We start from the raw sequence: 15,604 nt of genomic DNA on the forward strand, positions 1-15,604 counted from the left end.
GGCAATCTGGCGTCGAACTCACGGTTTGGCCGCAGCCGCAGGCTTCGCCGGCACCATGGCCACGCGCACGGCTTGAACTTCGACACCTTGTGCGGTCGGGCGCAAGACCCAGAATGCAGAGAACTCGACCATGGCGTTCATGCTGCCATCGGCCTTGATGCGCCCGATGACCGCTCGGCTGTCCATACTGCAGAACTCGCCCATTCTCTTGACACGGCTGACGCTCATCTTGTGCTTCAAGTCTGCCGGCAAGGTCTGGAAGGAATGGTTGAAGTAGGCTTGCACTTGTTCCCGGTCGCTCAGTTGCACGTTGTCGGCGGCGACGGCAAAACTGGCATCGCTGGCATACAGGGCGGCCAGCGCGCCGGCGTCGCGAGCATTCCAAAAGGCGTCAACTTTTTCGGCAAAGGCTTGCAAGGCTGCCTTGGGAGCGTTGGCAGCACAGCCCGCGAAGGTATCCACCGGCGGCGTATCGTCGGCCAAAACTGGGCTGTTGAGCGCGCTTGAAAGCAGGGTCAAGAGTAAGACGGTGCGAGTGAGTGACATGCGTAGGCCTTTGATGAGTCGCCGTGGCGAAGTGGAAGAGGCCTAACGGTACTTTTTCAGTGGATTGACCGGCAAACACCTTGTGACGAAGCAAGGCATTGGCGATCCGAAGGACGGCGGAGCGGTATCAACGGCCCTGACCTGTGTCTTCGTTGGATGTACGCATGCACCAAGCCATTGCGAGAACTATATGTTGACAGGCTGCTCTGCGCACAGCGCGGTCAGATTCCGGGTCGAAAGAGGCCAAACCTTAGTTGTCGAGTTCAGCCACTGGCTGCCTCCAGGCGCAAATGGCCATGGGTCCTGCGCCCTTCGTTCAGTCAAGACTCAGCGCAGCGCTTAGGCGCGTACCGGGCCAAGCCGTCCCCTCGAGCGTGCGCCACTCCCCGCGCCCCAACATCGCCCCCCACTCTGGCCCCGGCGTCGCATGCAGCTGCAGCGTCTCGCCAGTCCACGGGTGCCGAATGCTCAGCTCCAGTGCGTGGAGCCACAGCCGCTGCTCGCCCAGAAATGCCGCCACGGCGCGGTTGTGCGCACCTTTGCCGTGGGTGGCGTCGCCGATGATGGGGTGGGCGATGTGCTTGAGGTGGCGGCGGATCTGGTGGCGGCGGCCGGTCAGCGGTCGGGCTTCGAGCAGGCTGTAGCGGCTGGTGGCAAAGCGCGGGTCCAGGGCCAGCGGCCATTCCACCCGTGCCAGGGCGCGCCAGTCGGTGCGTGATTCCAGCAGGGGCTGGCCGGCCGAGGGCAGCTCGGGGTCGCGGGCCAGCGGGTGCTCGATGGTGCCCTCCGTTGCTGCCGGCCAGCCGCGCACCAGAGCCAGGTAGCGCTTGCGTGCCTGGCCCTGCTCAAAGGTCTGGCCCAGCAGCGAGGCGGTATCGGCATCGAGTGCGAACAAGAGCAGGCCCGAAGTGCCACGGTCCAGCCGATGCGCCGGCCAAACCTGGCGGCCCAGTTGGTCGCGCAGCATCTGCAGAGCAAAGACCTGCTCCTGTGCGGCCAGCTGGCTTCGGTGCACCAGCAAGCCGGCGGGTTTGGCGATGGCGACGAGGTGCTCGTCGATGTGGATGATCTGCAACATGGAGGGGGTGAGTATTACCGGCTCCGAGGAGGCCAGGCACGGGCCTATGGCGTTTTCTTCACTCTGACAGCAGCGGCAGGCGTGGAACCCCACTTCGGGGGGTGTGGTGTTGGCGCGCCGCGGTCGAAACAATGCTGTCACACGCCGAATTCATCATCCCTCTCAGTGCCAACCCTAGGTACCAAGGAGACCAAGACCATGCCCCAAATCTTCCATGTCGGATACCGCTCACCCTGGGTCAGCGCCGTGGCCTGGGTCTTGATGTCGCTGGGCTTGGCCGGCTTGGCTTTGCTGGGCTATTGGTTGGGAATTGGTGTGGGTTCGGGCCTGCCCAGCTTGCGCAGCTGGCTGGGCCTGAGCCTGCTGCTGGCGCTGTCCGCCAGTTCGGCCCTGGCGATTGCTGGCGGCCAGGGCTTGTTGCGCCGCTATGAGTGGGCGCGTCGTCTGTGCCAGGGTCTGCTGTTCAGCTTTTTGTTGGCGTCGCCGCTGTTGCTCTGGGTGACCGGATCGCATCTGGTGCTGGCCGCCCTGTGCTTGATCTGGAGTGCCGCCATGCTGTGGTCGGTGCACACGCTCAACACCCGCAGCGTGCGACAGGAATTTGCTTGATCGGCCGCTTCAGCTGAGCTCGCCGTCCAGGTAGAACCACACCCCGTTCTCGCGCACAAAGCGGCTGCGCTCCTGCAGGCGCTGGGCCCGTCCGCCGAGCTTGCAGCGGGCCACGAACTCCACCCAAGCATGGTCAGCGTCGAGCTCACCATGCTTTTTTACGTTCAGGCCCAGCCACTTCAGCCCGGGCTCATTGGCTGACAGCTCGGCGGGCCGCGTGCTGGCGTGCCAAGTCGCTTGCAGATAAGCCAGCTCGTCGCGCACGAAGGCGCTGTAGCGCGAGCGCATGAGGGCCTCGGCGCTGTCTGCGATCAGCTCGCCGCTGGCAGCAAAGTGGGCATGGAGGCGGCCGCAGCAAGCGGCGTAAGTGGCGGCGTGACGGGCGGCATGGCCGCAAGGGCAGGGCAGGTCTTCTGGCGCATTCATCGGCCGCATGATGCCGCAAACCTAAAATGCCGCGATGAACATGCCCCACGACCCGCGCCCCGAAGCCCCGCCCGAAGAACTGAACGAGGATTTGTTTGCCGAGGCCGAGGCCGAGTTCGCGGCAGAGGTCGTGCCTGAGCCCCTGGTCCAGCCTCAAGCCAGCGGCCTGCTCAAGAACCTCAACCCCGAGCAGTACGCCGCGGTGACCCTGGGGCAAGAGCCGGCCCTGATCCTGGCCGGCGCCGGCTCGGGCAAGACCCGGGTGCTGACCACCCGCATCGCCTGGCTGATGCAGACCGGCCAGCTGACGCCGGGCAGCGTCATGGCCGTGACCTTCACCAACAAAGCCTCCAAGGAAATGCAAACGCGCTTGGGCGCCATGTTGCCGGTGCAGGTGCGTGGCATGTGGATCGGCACCTTCCACGGCCTGTGCAACCGCTTCCTGCGCGCGCACTGGAAGCTGGCCGGCCTGCCGCAAGGCTTCCAGATCCTCGATGCCTCCGATTCGGTCTCGGCCATCAAGCGCGTCATCAAGGCCATGAAGCTCGATGAAGAGCGCTTCGTGCCCAAGCAGGTCAGCTGGTTCATCGCCGGTGCCAAGGAAGACGCGCAGCGCCCCGGTGACATCGAGCCGCGCGACGAGCAGACCAAGACCCTGATCGAGATCTACAAGGCCTACGAGGACCAATGCCAGCGCGAAGGCGTGATCGACTTCGCCGAGCTGATGCTGCGCTCTTACGAGCTGATGCGCGACAACCCGGCCGTGCGCGACCATTACCAGCGCCGCTTCAGCCACATCCTGGTCGATGAATTCCAGGACACCAACAAGCTGCAATATGCATGGCTCAAGATGTTCGCGCCCCCGGGCCGTGGCCAGGGGGTGATGGCGGTGGGCGACGACGACCAGAGCATCTACGCCTTCCGCGGCGCGCGGGTCGGCAATATGGCCGATTTCGAGCGCGAGTACCGCGTCAAAAAGGTCATCAAGCTGGAGCAGAACTACCGCAGCTTCTCCAACATCCTCGATTCCGCCAACGAGCTGATCAGCCGCAACAGCCGCCGCCTGGGCAAGACCTTGCGCACCGATGCTGGCGCCGGCGAGCTGGTGCGGGTGTTCGAGGCGGCCAGTGATTTCGCGGAAGCCCAGTGGCTGATCGAGGAGGCGCAAGCCCTCCATCGTTCGGGCATCGATCGCAAGGAAATCGCCGTGCTCTACCGCAGCAATGCGCAGTCACGGGTGATCGAATCGGCGCTCTTCAATGCCGGCATTCCTTATCGCGTCTACGGCGGCCTGCGCTTCTTCGAGCGGGCGGAAGTGAAGCACGCGCTCTCCTACCTGCGCCTGCTCGAGAACCCCAACGACGACACCAGCTTTTTGCGCGTGGTCAATTTTCCGACCCGCGGCATCGGCGCGCGCGCCATCGAGCTGTTGCAGGACGCCGCCCGCATGTCCGGCCGCAGCCTGTACCAGAGCGTGGGTGCGGTGGCCGGCAAGGCGGGCAGCAATCTGCAGGCCTTCACCGGCCTGATCGACTCGACCCGCAATCTGACCCAGGGCCATACCCTGCGCGAGATCATCGAGCAGATCCTGGAAATCTCCGGCCTCAACGAGTTCTACCGCAAGGACAAGGACGGCGCCGAGCGCCTGGAGAACTTGGGCGAACTGATCAACGCTGCCGAAGCCTTTGTCACTCAAGAGGGCTTCGGCAAGGACGCCGTGGCCCTGCCGGTCGATGAGTTGTCGCCCGGCGCCATCTCGGAGGGCTTCCCCGCCGCCGTGGCGCCCGCCAACTTCACGCCCGATGCCGAAACCGGCGAGATCATGTCGCCCCTGGCCGCCTTCCTGACCCATGCCTCGCTGGAAGCCGGTGACAACCAGGCGCAGGCCGGCCAGGACGCCGTGCAGCTGATGACGGTGCATTCGAGCAAGGGCCTGGAGTTCGACGCGGTCTTCATCACCGGCCTGGAAGAAGGCTTGTTCCCGCACGAGAACTCCATGTCCGACAGCGACGGCCTGGAGGAAGAGCGCCGCCTGATGTATGTGGCCATCACCCGCGCCCGCCAGCGCCTCTACCTGGCCTTCAGCCAGACCCGCATGCTGCACGGCCAGACCCGCTACAACGTCAAGAGCCGCTTCTTCGATGAGCTGCCGGAGCACGCGCTCAAGTGGCTGACCCCGCGCAACCATGGCTTCGGCTCCGGCTTCGCCAAGGAGTATCAGAGCGCCTGGGAACGCGGTTCGGGCCTCAAGTCGGTGGTCGGCGCCGGCCGGGTCGAGAAGCCCGCCTACGACACCACGCCGGTGCCCAAGAGCATGAAGCAGGCCGCCGCCCAGAAGGTGGCCGAAGAGCATGGCGGCCTCAAGGTCGGCAAGGGCGTGTTCCACACCAAATTCGGCGAGGGCGTCTTGCTAACGCTGGAAGGCAGCGGTGCCGATGCCCGCGCGCAAGTCAACTTCGGCCGCCACGGCATGAAGTGGCTGGCGCTGTCGGTGGCCAAGCTGACGCCGATCGACTGAGCGAGTGGGGCGCGCGTCACGGTGCAAGGTCTGCGCGCCCAGCCTGCCGGGCGCGGGGCCTTTCATGCCACGCTTGAACTGGCCGCCGATGCGGCGCCATCGCCGTCGCGTCGCATCTCCAGTTCGACCGCCTCACCGGACAGGCGCACGCCGTCCAGCAGTCGCGCAAAGACCTTGACCTCCTCCAGACTGGGCGGCCAGACCGTTCTGAACTCGGCCTCATGCCGCTCGATCAGCGCTTGCGCCGTGCTGCCCAGCGGGCGGCCTTGCACCGGCGACGCGCCATAACCGCGCGACAGGTCGCGGCCGAGTTCGTCCAGCCAGGCGGGGCCAAACGCGTCAGTGAGGGCGCCCAGCGCGACCAGCTGCGGTGTGGCGATCTGACGATTCGGGGCCTTGGCTGCGGCATCGCTACCGGCCTCGCTCTCCCCTGCGCCCGCCACAGCCTGGCTGGTGCTGCCGCCGCGCCAGGCCCGCCATTGCTGTTGGGCAGCCTCCAGCAAGCTCCGATCGCTGGCCTCGCCCTGTTGCAACATTTCAAAGTAGCGCAGCTTGTTGCCAAAGCGTTTGACCGCCCGCGGCGTGCCGCCATGGGCCCGAACGAGTTCGCTCCAGAGCTTGAGCGCGTGGCGGAAGTCTTCCGAGTCGCGCACCTGCTGATGGCGACGGGACATCTGCCGCAGCATCAGCAAGGCTGCGAGGCCGGTACCGGCCAGCAGCCCGCCCAGGCTTAGCCAGACATGCGCTTGGCTGTCCGCTCCTTCCTCCACCATGGCGGCGTACTCGCGTTCAGGCTCTGGCCTGCGCAGCGCTGCGCTGGCGGGTTTGGCGGGGCTGTTGGCCTTGTCAAGCGTGGGCGGGCTGGCGCTTGGACTTGCTGCTGCCGCCGCGGTCGAGACGGCGGCAGGCGGTTCGCCCGCGGGGGCGGCGGGCGACAGCCAAGTGCTGGCCAGCATGCCGGCCCAGATGCCCAGGCCCACCGACGCCGCCAAGGCGCCCACGGGCCAATGTCGGCGCAGCGGCCGCAGGGCTGAGCGCCAGGAGCGCGCAGGCCTGCCTTCGCTGGCTGCGTCGTCGTCGCTGAGCAGCTTCCAGGCTTCGAAGTCCTTTGCGGTGGGCACCTTGATTTCAAGGTTGATCAGCTTTTGCAGATAGTTGGCGGCATAGGCGCTGCGTTGCTGGCGTGCGGCTTCATCCTTGTCGCTTGCGCCCGCCTGGGGAGGGGCGATGTCGGCCATCTCCTTGGCGATGCGCTCGAAGGCCACGGCCAGTGCGGCCTGCACCTTGTCGGTGGCCATGCCGAAGATCACGAAGCACTCGCCCGAGGAGGTGAGGAAGTTGACCGCTTCCATGATCTCCAGCACCGCCTCGGGGCGGCAGCGGTCCAGGTCGTCGATCACGATCACCAGCCGTTCGGGCAGGGCGGCCGTCACTTCGGCGAACTGCTCGGCAAAGCGGGTTCGAAAGCTGTTCTGCTCCGCGGCCAGGCCGACGCTCAGCGCCTTGGCGCCGCCGGCGAGTAGGGCGGCGGGGTCGGCACCGAAGGCGGTCAAGGCGCGGCGCAGGGCAGTCAGGCTGGCGGCCAGGATGGTGGTCAGGCCCAGCCAGTGCGCCAGGCCAGTGGGTGCGTCCGAGGGTGTCGGTTGGCTGGCAACCGAGGCGCTGGCTGCTGCGGTCGGTGCCTCGGCCTTGCTGGCTTTGTCGGGCTTGTCGCCCTTGTCAGCCCCCGCGAGGCTGCCGAGCGTGCCGCTGAACTGCTGCAGCCAGCGCAGCTGAGTGACGGTGTCTGGGGCCTGCGCGTGCAGGGTGGCCGCGGCGGCCAGCGCGGCGCACAGCACCAGGCTGAGGAGTGCGTGCTTGCGCGAGCGCAGCCACAGCAGGCGCAGCCGGAAGCTCAGCCCGTCGACGCTGAACCAGGGCGGTATGGCCTTGCTGCGCAGTGCTCCCAGCAGAGCCGCGAACAGATGCTCTTCCTTCTGGTGATGCCAGGCATTGAACCAGACCGAACGGATGCCGTGCTGGCGCAGATCGGCGCACAGCAGGCCCATCAGCGAGCTCTTGCCCGAGCCCCAGTCGCCGGTGATGGCCAGCGTCAGCGGCGGTTCGGTGGCGGGGTTGCGCAGAAAGCGCGAGATGCCCGCGGCCAGCGGCGCGAAGTTCAGCCGGTCCTGCTCTGGGCGGGTCAGTGCGGCATCGGTCGCGTTCATGTCGGCCATGCGTGCGGCCGCCTGGCCGGCGGCAATCCAGCGCCGCTGGGCCAGCAGCAGCATCGGTACGCACAACAGCAGGGCCACCCAGTACCAAGGCGCCGGGTAGCGGCGGTAGGGGCGCGGGTCTGCCCAGGTCTGGCCGCCGTCCTTTGTGGCGATCAATGTGCCGGCATGACCCACGGCCCAGCCGCGCTGGCCATCCTCGGCGAACTGGATGTCCCATAGCGTTTGCCGCGTGTCGGAATCGAGGCTGCGCCAGTGCGTGCCGTCGTCGTCCGTCACTTGCAGCAATCCCAGCGCGTCAACGGCCCAGGCTTTCGAGCCTTTGCTGCTCAGGTACATCGCTTTCACGAATGTCATGTCCTCGGGCAAGGCTCTCTCCGTCCAACTTGCACCCGCATCCTGGCTTTGCAACAGACTGTCTTCACTTCGGGCTGCCCAAATACGCCGTCCGTCGGCGCTGCAAGCCAGCCTGGTCATCCACTCTGTTCGGTATGCCCTCGCAAGCTCACTGAACTTGCGCCTTGGCTGCGGGATCGTCTGGCGAACCCAGCGCTTGCCAAAGTCGGTCGAGGCGAAGACTTGGTGTTCGGTGATGGCCCAGACGCGTTGCCCCCCGCTGGTGAGGCAGATGCTTATCACGTCATCTTGGCCTGCTGGGGATTGATCGCGCCAAGTCGCTCCGGCGTCGGCGCTGTGGAGTAGGCGGCGTGCATCTGTCAGCACCCAGGCCTGGCGTGCATCCGCTGCCAACTCAAGGGTATGCAGGTCCTCGGTCAAGCCCGTGCGTGAGGCCAGCCAAGAGCGCCCTCCATCGCGGCTGAGCAGCACGCTGCCGGCGTCGCCCACGGCCCAGCCGATCTGGCCGTCGGCCTGCAATTGCAAGGCATTCAGCGCAGCGCGGGTCTCGACGGCCTCGGCACGCCAGCGCTGCCCGCCGTCCTCGGTGCTCAGCAGGGTGCCAGCCTCACCGACGGTCCAGCCGCGCCGCCCGTCCGCCGTGAAGCGCACACTGTTGAGCGCCAGCATGGCCCCGCGCGTTTGCAGCGCCCAGTGCCCCCCGCCATCCAGGCTGCGCAGCACGGCGCCATCGCGCCCCACCGCCCAACCCTGCTTGCCGTCCGCTTGGAACTGCAACTGGCGGAGGTCTTTGCGCGTGCCGCTGTCTGCCTGGAACCAGAGCTTGCCCCCGTCCGTGGTGTTCAGCAAGGTGCCGGCGTCGCCCACGATCCAGCCGACGCGGCCATCTGGGCGGAACTGCACCTGTTTCAAGGCTGCCTTCGTCTGCGAGGCTTGCACCACCCAATGCTGGCCGCCGTCCTCGCTGGCAATGATGAGGCCGCCGCTGCCGACCACCCAGACTCGCTGCCCATCCGCCCCGACGTGTACGCTGCGCCATTCGTTGCCAAGCTGCGTGACGGGGGTGGCTTGCCCGGTCCAGGTCTGGCCCCCATCGCGCGTGGCGATCACGGCCGAGCCCTGGCCGACTGCCCAGCCGTGCAGGCCGTCAGGGCTGAAGTGGATGCTGTTCAGGACGGCCTGTTGGCCGAGTCCATGCCTTTGCCTCGCCCAGCGCTTGCCGCCATCCTGGGTGGACAGCAGGGCGCCTTCGATGCCGACCACCCAGCCGCGCTGGCCGTCCTGGTTGAAGTGCACGCCCTTCAACATGCCAGTGGAATGCGGCTCTTGCAGGGCCCAGCTCTTGCCGGCATCTTGGCTGGCCATGACATGCCCGTTGGTGTCGACCACCCAGGCGCGGCGCCCGTCGTGGTGGAGGGAGGCGCCGGTCAGCAGCGGGTCTTTGATCGGCATCTGGGTGGGCACGCCGGACCAATGCTCGCCCCCATCGCTGCTGCTGAACACCGTGCCTCTGGCGCCTACAGCCCAGCCATGCCGGCCATCGGCCTCGAAGTGCATGGCGAGGAGGGTGTCCGGTATGTCGGGCAGGCGGCGCCAGGGGTTGAGCTCCAGCGGCGAACGCCACCAGTCGAGGCCGGTTCGCACTTCGCTGCTGGTGGGCTGGCCGGACCGCAGCGCGCCGGGCGACTGCCAGATGGCCAGGCCGGTGGCCAGCAGGCCGCAGGCCAACGCGGCCAATGCCCAACGCAGGGCCGCGCGTCGCAATCGCGGGCCAGCGGCGATGCCACTGCTCTGGCTAGTCTTCAAGGTCGCGCTCCCGCTCCACATTGCCGATGCGGGCAAGTATCCACAGGCCGCAGGCCTCTGTGACCTGCTGAAAGCCCCTGCATCGTTGCGAGTGGGCACGACGCCGATGATGATGGTGTCGCCCGCCAGAATGCAAAAAAAGGGCACCCCTATCCAGGGGCGCCCTTTTGCATTGGAAACTCTTGGTACTGGAGGCTCAGAGTTTGTTCAGCTTGATGCTGGTGGCTTTGGCCGTCACGGCATGAAGTAGCCGGCGCTGTCGGTGGCCAAGCTGACGCCGATTGATTGAGGAGCTTCGACTGCGTTGACGGGTGCTGTGGCGGCTGCGTTGGCGGCCGATTTTTGAGGCCGTGCCACAGCCGCCCGTCGACGGCAGGCCATGGTCCGAATGGCGTCATGAAACTGTCATCGCACGTTCATGGACGTTTCACTGCTGGTTTTTAAGCTGCGCACATCTTTCAACGCGAGCTGCTGCCAGCCGGAATTTCATGACCAAGCGTACCGATGTGACCATCGTCGACTTCAACGACGAAAACTCCAACACCTCTGCCAACCCGAGCTTCGACAGCGTGCTCGCAGCGCGTCTGAGCCGTCGCAACATCCTGCGCGGTTCGATTGGCAGCGTGGCCACGGCCGTGCTGGGCGGCGCCTCCTTGAGCGCCTGCGGTGGTGGTGATGATCCGGCGCCTGCTCCGGCTCCGGCTCCTGCGCCCGCTCCGGCACCTGCCCCGGCCCCCGCACCCCTGGACAAGCTCGGCTTTGGTGCAGTGGCCAAGTCCCTGGCTGACGCTGTGGTTGTGCCTGCTGGCTACACCGCCACAGTGCTGTTCGCCTTGGGTGATCCGCTGACCGCCACGGCTACCGCCTTCAAGAACGACGGCACCGACGCCGACTTCGACAACCGTGCGGGCGACCACCACGACGGCATGGAGTACCTCGGCCTGTCGGCTGACGGCAAACCAAGCCGTACCAGCAGCGACCGCGCGCTGCTGGTGATGAACCACGAAGCCACGAGCCATGCTGGCAATGAGCGGGCCTCGGCCTTTGTGCACGCCAATGGCGGCACCAACGCGCTGCCGCGTCCTGCCGCTGAAGTGGACCGTGAAGTGCCCCTGCACGGCCTGTCTGTGGTCGAAATCAAGAAGTCTGGCGCCACCTTCGCCTACGTCAAGGAATCGGCCTTCAACCGCCGCATCACGCCGCTGACCCCTGTGGTGCTGTCGGGTCCTGCCGCTGGCAATGCGCTGATGAAGACCAAGTACGCCGCCGATGGCAAGACCGCCCGTGGCACGCTGAACAACTGCGGCACCGGTTACACCCCCTGGGGCACCGTGCTGACCGGTGAAGAAAACTGGGCCGGCTACTTCACTCGCGGCGCGGCTGACGATGCCGCACGCGGCAACGACAAGAGTGTGGCTTCGCTCAAGCGCTACGGCCGCGCCCAAGGCGGTGCCAGCCGTCACGGTTGGGAGACTGGCGGTGCAGACGACAAGTACGCCCGCTGGGACATCAGCAAGAAGGGCGCTTCTGCAGATGGCTCGGATGACTATCGCAACGAGTTGAACACCTTTGGCTACCTGGTCGAAGTGGACGGCTACGACAAAGCCACCCCGATCAAGAAGCGCACCGGTCTGGGCCGCTTCGCGCACGAGAGTGCAGCCTTCAGCGCATTGGTCGTCGGCAAGCCCCTGGCCGTTTACATGGGCGATGACTCGCGCGGCGAGTACATCTACAAGTGGGTGTCCGAAGCCACCTGGGTGGCCGCGGATGCCAACCCGGCCGACCGCATTGCCACCGGCGACAAGTACCTGGACAAGGGCAAGCTCTACGTTGCCAAGTTCAACGCCGATGGCGCTGGTCAGTGGATTGAGCTGTCCATCGACAACCCCACCATCAAGGCTGCCACCAACTACGCCTTTGCGGACCAGGCCGATGTGGTCGTGAATGCCCGCTTGGCTGCTGACGCCGTGGGCGCCACCAAGATGGATCGCCCCGAGTGGTGCGCCACTCACCCGACGACGGGTGAGGTCTACTTCACGCTGACCAACAACAGCAATCGCAAGGTTGAGCCGGTCTCGGGTGAGTTCACCGTCGATCCGGCCAACCCGCGTTCGTACATCGACAGCCGTGCCGGTGTGGCCAGCAAGCCTGGCAACATCAACGGTCACATCTTGCGCCTGGCTGAAACAGGTGGCGATTCGGCAGCCGCCGGCTTCAAGTGGGACGTCTATCTGTTCGCGGCTGAGTCCGATGCCGATGCGTCGAGCGTCAACCTTTCGGCACTGACCGCCGACCAGGACATGTCCAGCCCGGACGGCCTGTGGTTCAGCAAGTCCACCGGCCTGTGCTGGATCCAGACCGATGATGGCTCGTACACCGACAAGACCAACTGCATGATGCTGGCTGGCATCCCCGGCAAGGTGGGCGACGGCAGCAAGAAGACGCTGAGCTACACCAAGAAGGACGGCAGCGTCATGACCGTGGACACCTACGCAGGCAAGACGCCCACGGCCGATACGCTCAAGCGCTTCCTGGTTGGCCCGGTGGATTGCGAGCTGACCGGTTGCTGCGAGACGCCTGATGGCAAGGCGCTGTTCGTCAACATCCAGCACCCGGGCGAAACCATCAAGTCGGCCGACGCTGCAGATCCGACCAAGTATCTGAGCCAGTGGCCCAGCAATGCTGGCTACGGCGCTGGCAAGCGTCCGCGCTCGGCCACCATCGTCATCACCAAGACCGACGGCGGCCGCATCGGTTCCTGATGATGAGCAGCTCCGCTTGCGGCACCCTCGGGTGTCGCAGGTGAAGGCCTAAGCAAGTAAAAAAGCCCCGGCATGCCGGGGCTTTTTCTTTGTGGGGCCGGCGATGCTGGCGCGGCAGGTTCAACGCTCGGCCGCCTGCCAGGCTTGCACCAACTCTCTCGCCCGTTCGCCCACCATGCTCGCGCTGTCACCCGCGCGGTAGATCGCCGAGCCCAGGCCGGCGCCCGTGGCACCGGCGCGGCGGTAGGCCGCCAGGTTGTGCAGGCCCATGCCGCCGACCGGGTAGATCAGGGCCTCGGGCAAGACCGTGCGCCAGGCCCGCAAGGCCTCGGGCGGCAAAGGCCTCGCTGACCGTGGCCACGCCGGGCATGGTCCAAAGGCCCAGGGCCACGCTGTGGCGCACCAGATCCGGGTCCAGATGGGGCGAGATGGCCAGGCGGCCGCCGGCTTCGCGCAGTGTCTCCGCTTGCTCGGGGCTTAGCACCGTGCCGGCGCCCAGGTGCGTATCGGCCGGCAATGCCTAGCGCATCAGGCTCAGGGCCTGCAGGGCACCGGGGCGCTTCTGTGGCATCTCGATCAGGTGCATGCCTGACAACAGGCCCGCCGCGGTTTGCAGGCGGACCACGTCCACCTTGCTGTCGGGCCGAAGCTTTCAGCTCAGCCAATGCCTTCGTCAAAGCTCGACCGGCTCAGCGGACGGCAGCGCTCACGGGTCAATAAGGATTGGCAGCTCACGATTTGAGCTTGCCATCGATGAGCCTGTTGATGAGGTCGCTTGCTGTGTGAGCCTGGAAAGACGAACCAAGTTTCGTCATGATCACGTCGCACAGACCCCGCTGTGCTCGTTCATCAAAGCCTTCGGGTTCCCAACCAATGAGCCTCCTTGAAACGACCGCGTCCGACGGTTTCGCCAGGCCCGTTGAAGCCGGCGGATCACGTCGGATGACTCGCCGGCAGATCCTTGGGCGCGCCGAACATGAAGCAGTCGATGAAGCTGAAGTAGAGCGATGCGTAGAACACCGTCGTCAGCAGCAGGCCTGCCGGCATGGCCAGCAGGGCCACGTACTGGCCCAGACCCAGGATGCCGAGCAAGACGCTCAACACACCCGACAAACCCAGGACCGCGCTGGCCCAGAGCAAGGCGTTGTAGGCAAAAGCGCCCTTGTTGCGCCAGACGCCCAGGGTGCTGGAGAACAGCGCCTGCAGCAGACCTTGGCCGCCCCAGTGCACCAGAGCCGGCGCGTGCCAGAAGGGCACCGACACCAGGCCGGCCAGGCCCAGGCGGGTGACGGCGCCCCAGAACAGGCGCGGGTCGGACGTGACGGCTTCGATCTCGGCGGCCGGTGCCCCCTTGCTCATCAGCACTTGCAACTGCTCCAGCGTGCCGCCGTCCACCCATTCGGACAGCAGGCTGATGCCGACGGTGGCCAGGGCATAGAGGGCGCCCAACATCAGCTGGGTGTTGCGCCGCTCCCGGGTCAGGCGCAGCGGCGCCAGGAAGACCGCGGCCGTTGGTGTTTTCTCCTGCAGGACCAGGTGGGTGGCCAACATGAAGCCCAGGGACAGCAAGGGCACGGCCATCAGCACAATGACGATGCCGACGCCCGGCAGCAGCAGCAAGGCGAAGGCCAGGAACACAAAGGTGGCGAACAGGCTGGCCAGGGCCATGGGGCGGCGCTGGAAGACCTTCATGCCATGGCGTATCCACAGCTGGCCATTGCGGGCAGGCACGGTCTGCAGATGCAGGACCATGGGGTTGGTGGGGCGACTGGCTTCGCTCATTCCGTCAGATCACTCGATGTTGGGTGGGGGAGGCGGCCTCAGGCCGGCAGCGCATGCCAGGCACGCGCGATGCGCTCGCGCAGCACGCGCTCGAAATGGGCGGGGTCGTGGGGCTTGAGCATGCTGGCTTGGCGCGGCAGGTACACATCCCAGAGCCGCGAGATCCAAAAGCGCAGGGCCGCGGCACGCAGCAGGCCCGGCAGCAGGCGGTGCTCGGTGCCGCTCAAGGGGCGCACGGTTTCATAGGCCTGCACAAAGGCCTGGGCGCGGGCTTCGTCGAGGCGGCCGCTGGCCAGGTCAATGCACCAGTCGTTCAGGCACACGGCCAGGTCGAAGAGCCAGGTGTCGACGCCGGCAAAGTAGAAATCGAAGAAGCCGCTCAAGCGCTCGCGCCCGGGCAGGGTTTGGACGCCGGCCTCTTGCGGCACCGGCTCGAACATCACGTTGTCGCGGAACAGATCGGCATGGATGGGGCCGCGCGGCAAATCCGCATAGCCGGCCGAGGCGGCCAGCTGCTGCTGGTAGGCCAGCTCGCTGCTGAGCAGCTCCGCTTGTTCCGGCGCCAGAAAGGGCAGGATCACGGGCACGGTTTCATTCCACCAGGCGAGGCCGCGCAGATTGGCTTGCTGCAGGGGGAAATCCTGGCCGGCCAGGTGCATGCGGGCCAGCTCGGCACCGACTTGCTGGCAGTGGTGCAGGTCTGGCGCCAGCTGGTGGCCACCGCGCAGCTTGTTGACCACGGCGGCCGGCTTGCCTTGCAGCTCGAAGAGGATGGTGCCATTGGCATCGGCTTGCGGGTCTGGCACGGCCAGGCCGCGCGTGGCCAGGTGTTTCATCAGCTGCAGGTAAAAGGGCAGCTGCTCGAAGCTCAGGCGCTCGAACAGGGTCAGCACAAACTCGCCGCGCTCGGTGCTCAGGAAATAGTTGGTGTTCTCGATGCCGGCACCGATGCCGCGCAAGCCCAGCACCGCACCCAGGTTCAGGCGCGTGCTCAGGGCTTGGGCCTGATCCAGCGTCACTTCAGTAAATACAGCCATGTCAGCACTGCCGGAGCAGGAAGGGTGAAGCCGCAGCGCCGGGCCGGTGCCTCGGAGGCCGGCCGGCGCGCAGTCTTCAGAAGTTGAAGAGGTTCCAGACGCGCTTGCCGCCGCCGCCGCGGGTCGAGCCCGGGCCGGCCGACAGGTCGCGGCCGCCATCGACCATGAGGATTTCGTAGCCGGGCAGTTTGCTGTTCTTGGGCTGGACCGTGACCTTTTGGGTCTGGCCGCGCACGCGCGTCTCTTCGATGCGGGTGCTGTCGTCTTCGATCACCGCCTCTTCCACCAGGGCCTCGGCCACGGCGGCGCGGCGGATCTCCTGGCGTGACTCCTCCCGTGGGCTGGCGCTTTGGGCCTGGCTGGCCGGGCAGCAGATGCCGAGCGCCAGAGCCAGCAAGGTGGCGGCCAGGGCCCGGTTTTGCGGGCGGCTCGGGGAGGTGGCGAAGGCGGTGTGGGTCATGGGCGGATTC

The 15,604-nt window shown here is 66.4% G+C and carries 11 protein-coding genes and 1 pseudogene; 3 read left to right on the top strand and 9 right to left on the bottom strand.

The window, feature by feature from the left end:
- Positions 1-18: 18 nt before the first annotated feature.
- Positions 19-546 (bottom strand): Cif family virulence factor, encoded by a 528-nt coding sequence (locus LNV23_RS08690; protein WP_263562616.1) that lies wholly within the window; start codon positions 544-546, stop codon positions 19-21.
- Between the two features lie 316 nt (positions 547-862).
- A complete protein-coding gene (locus LNV23_RS08695; protein WP_263562617.1) occupies positions 863-1,624 on the bottom strand; it encodes a pseudouridine synthase in 762 nt (253 codons plus the stop codon).
- Between the two features lie 198 nt (positions 1,625-1,822).
- Here LNV23_RS08695 and LNV23_RS08700 point away from each other — a divergent pair, with 198 nt between their 5' ends.
- Complete coding sequence (locus tag LNV23_RS08700; RefSeq protein WP_263562618.1) at positions 1,823-2,233, top strand: hypothetical protein; 411 nt, start codon at positions 1,823-1,825, stop codon at positions 2,231-2,233.
- Between the two features lie 9 nt (positions 2,234-2,242).
- On the opposite strand, the gene LNV23_RS08705 is transcribed toward LNV23_RS08700, so the two are convergent.
- Positions 2,243-2,659 carry a YchJ family protein gene (locus LNV23_RS08705; RefSeq protein WP_263562619.1) on the bottom strand — a complete coding sequence of 139 codons (417 nt, stop codon included), beginning with the start codon at positions 2,657-2,659 and terminating at the stop codon, positions 2,243-2,245.
- Positions 2,660-2,693: 34 nt separating this feature from the next.
- Between LNV23_RS08705 and LNV23_RS08710 the strand changes: the two genes are divergently transcribed.
- Positions 2,694-5,177, top strand: coding sequence for a UvrD-helicase domain-containing protein (locus LNV23_RS08710; RefSeq protein ID WP_263562620.1), 2,484 nt, complete (start codon positions 2,694-2,696; stop codon positions 5,175-5,177).
- A gap of 62 nt (positions 5,178-5,239) precedes the next feature.
- On the opposite strand, the gene LNV23_RS08715 is transcribed toward LNV23_RS08710, so the two are convergent.
- Positions 5,240-9,553 carry a YCF48-related protein gene (locus LNV23_RS08715; RefSeq protein ID WP_263562621.1) on the bottom strand — a complete coding sequence of 1,438 codons (4,314 nt, stop codon included), beginning with the start codon at positions 9,551-9,553 and terminating at the stop codon, positions 5,240-5,242.
- Between the two features lie 488 nt (positions 9,554-10,041).
- Here LNV23_RS08715 and LNV23_RS08720 point away from each other — a divergent pair, with 488 nt between their 5' ends.
- Entirely contained in the window at positions 10,042-12,315 is a 2,274-nt protein-coding gene (locus tag LNV23_RS08720; protein WP_263562622.1) for a PhoX family protein, read from the top strand.
- 120 nt (positions 12,316-12,435) lie between these two features.
- On the opposite strand, the gene LNV23_RS08725 is transcribed toward LNV23_RS08720, so the two are convergent.
- From LNV23_RS08725 to LNV23_RS08740, 5 genes and pseudogenes are all read right to left on the bottom strand, one after another.
- On the bottom strand, positions 12,436-12,654 hold the full coding sequence (locus LNV23_RS08725) for a beta/alpha barrel domain-containing protein (RefSeq protein ID WP_263562623.1): 219 nt from the start codon (positions 12,652-12,654) through the stop codon (positions 12,436-12,438).
- 52 nt (positions 12,655-12,706) lie between these two features.
- A pseudogene (locus tag LNV23_RS24085) lies at positions 12,707-12,799 on the bottom strand (hypothetical protein); the annotation flags it as partial.
- A gap of 449 nt (positions 12,800-13,248) precedes the next feature.
- A complete protein-coding gene (locus LNV23_RS08730) occupies positions 13,249-14,097 on the bottom strand; it encodes a BPSS1780 family membrane protein (protein WP_263562624.1) in 849 nt (282 codons plus the stop codon).
- Positions 14,098-14,135: 38 nt separating this feature from the next.
- Complete coding sequence (locus LNV23_RS08735; protein WP_263562625.1) at positions 14,136-15,134, bottom strand: homoserine kinase; 999 nt, start codon at positions 15,132-15,134, stop codon at positions 14,136-14,138.
- A gap of 76 nt (positions 15,135-15,210) precedes the next feature.
- Positions 15,211-15,594 carry a hypothetical protein gene (locus LNV23_RS08740; protein WP_263562626.1) on the bottom strand — a complete coding sequence of 128 codons (384 nt, stop codon included), beginning with the start codon at positions 15,592-15,594 and terminating at the stop codon, positions 15,211-15,213.
- Positions 15,595-15,604 lie beyond the last annotated feature (10 nt).

Origin of the sequence: Kinneretia sp. DJ1R-11 (assembly GCF_025717595.1) — a bacterium.
GTDB lineage: Bacteria > Pseudomonadota > Gammaproteobacteria > Burkholderiales > Burkholderiaceae_C > Paucibacter_A.

Excerpts from the sequence above, each read along its gene's own strand:
- LNV23_RS08690 (WP_263562616.1), bottom strand. The coding sequence starts at position 546 with ATGTCACTCACTCGCACCGTCTTACTCTTGACCCTGCTTTCAAGCGCG.
- LNV23_RS08695 (WP_263562617.1), bottom strand. The coding sequence starts at position 1,624 with ATGTTGCAGATCATCCACATCGACGAGCACCTCGTCGCCATCGCCAAA.
- LNV23_RS08700 (WP_263562618.1), top strand. The coding sequence starts at position 1,823 with ATGCCCCAAATCTTCCATGTCGGATACCGCTCACCCTGGGTCAGCGCC.
- LNV23_RS08705 (WP_263562619.1), bottom strand. The coding sequence starts at position 2,659 with ATGAATGCGCCAGAAGACCTGCCCTGCCCTTGCGGCCATGCCGCCCGT.
- LNV23_RS08710 (WP_263562620.1), top strand. The coding sequence starts at position 2,694 with ATGAACATGCCCCACGACCCGCGCCCCGAAGCCCCGCCCGAAGAACTG.
- LNV23_RS08720 (WP_263562622.1), top strand. The coding sequence starts at position 10,042 with ATGACCAAGCGTACCGATGTGACCATCGTCGACTTCAACGACGAAAAC.
- LNV23_RS08730 (WP_263562624.1), bottom strand. The coding sequence starts at position 14,097 with ATGAGCGAAGCCAGTCGCCCCACCAACCCCATGGTCCTGCATCTGCAG.
- LNV23_RS08735 (WP_263562625.1), bottom strand. The coding sequence starts at position 15,134 with ATGGCTGTATTTACTGAAGTGACGCTGGATCAGGCCCAAGCCCTGAGC.
- LNV23_RS08740 (WP_263562626.1), bottom strand. The coding sequence starts at position 15,594 with ATGACCCACACCGCCTTCGCCACCTCCCCGAGCCGCCCGCAAAACCGG.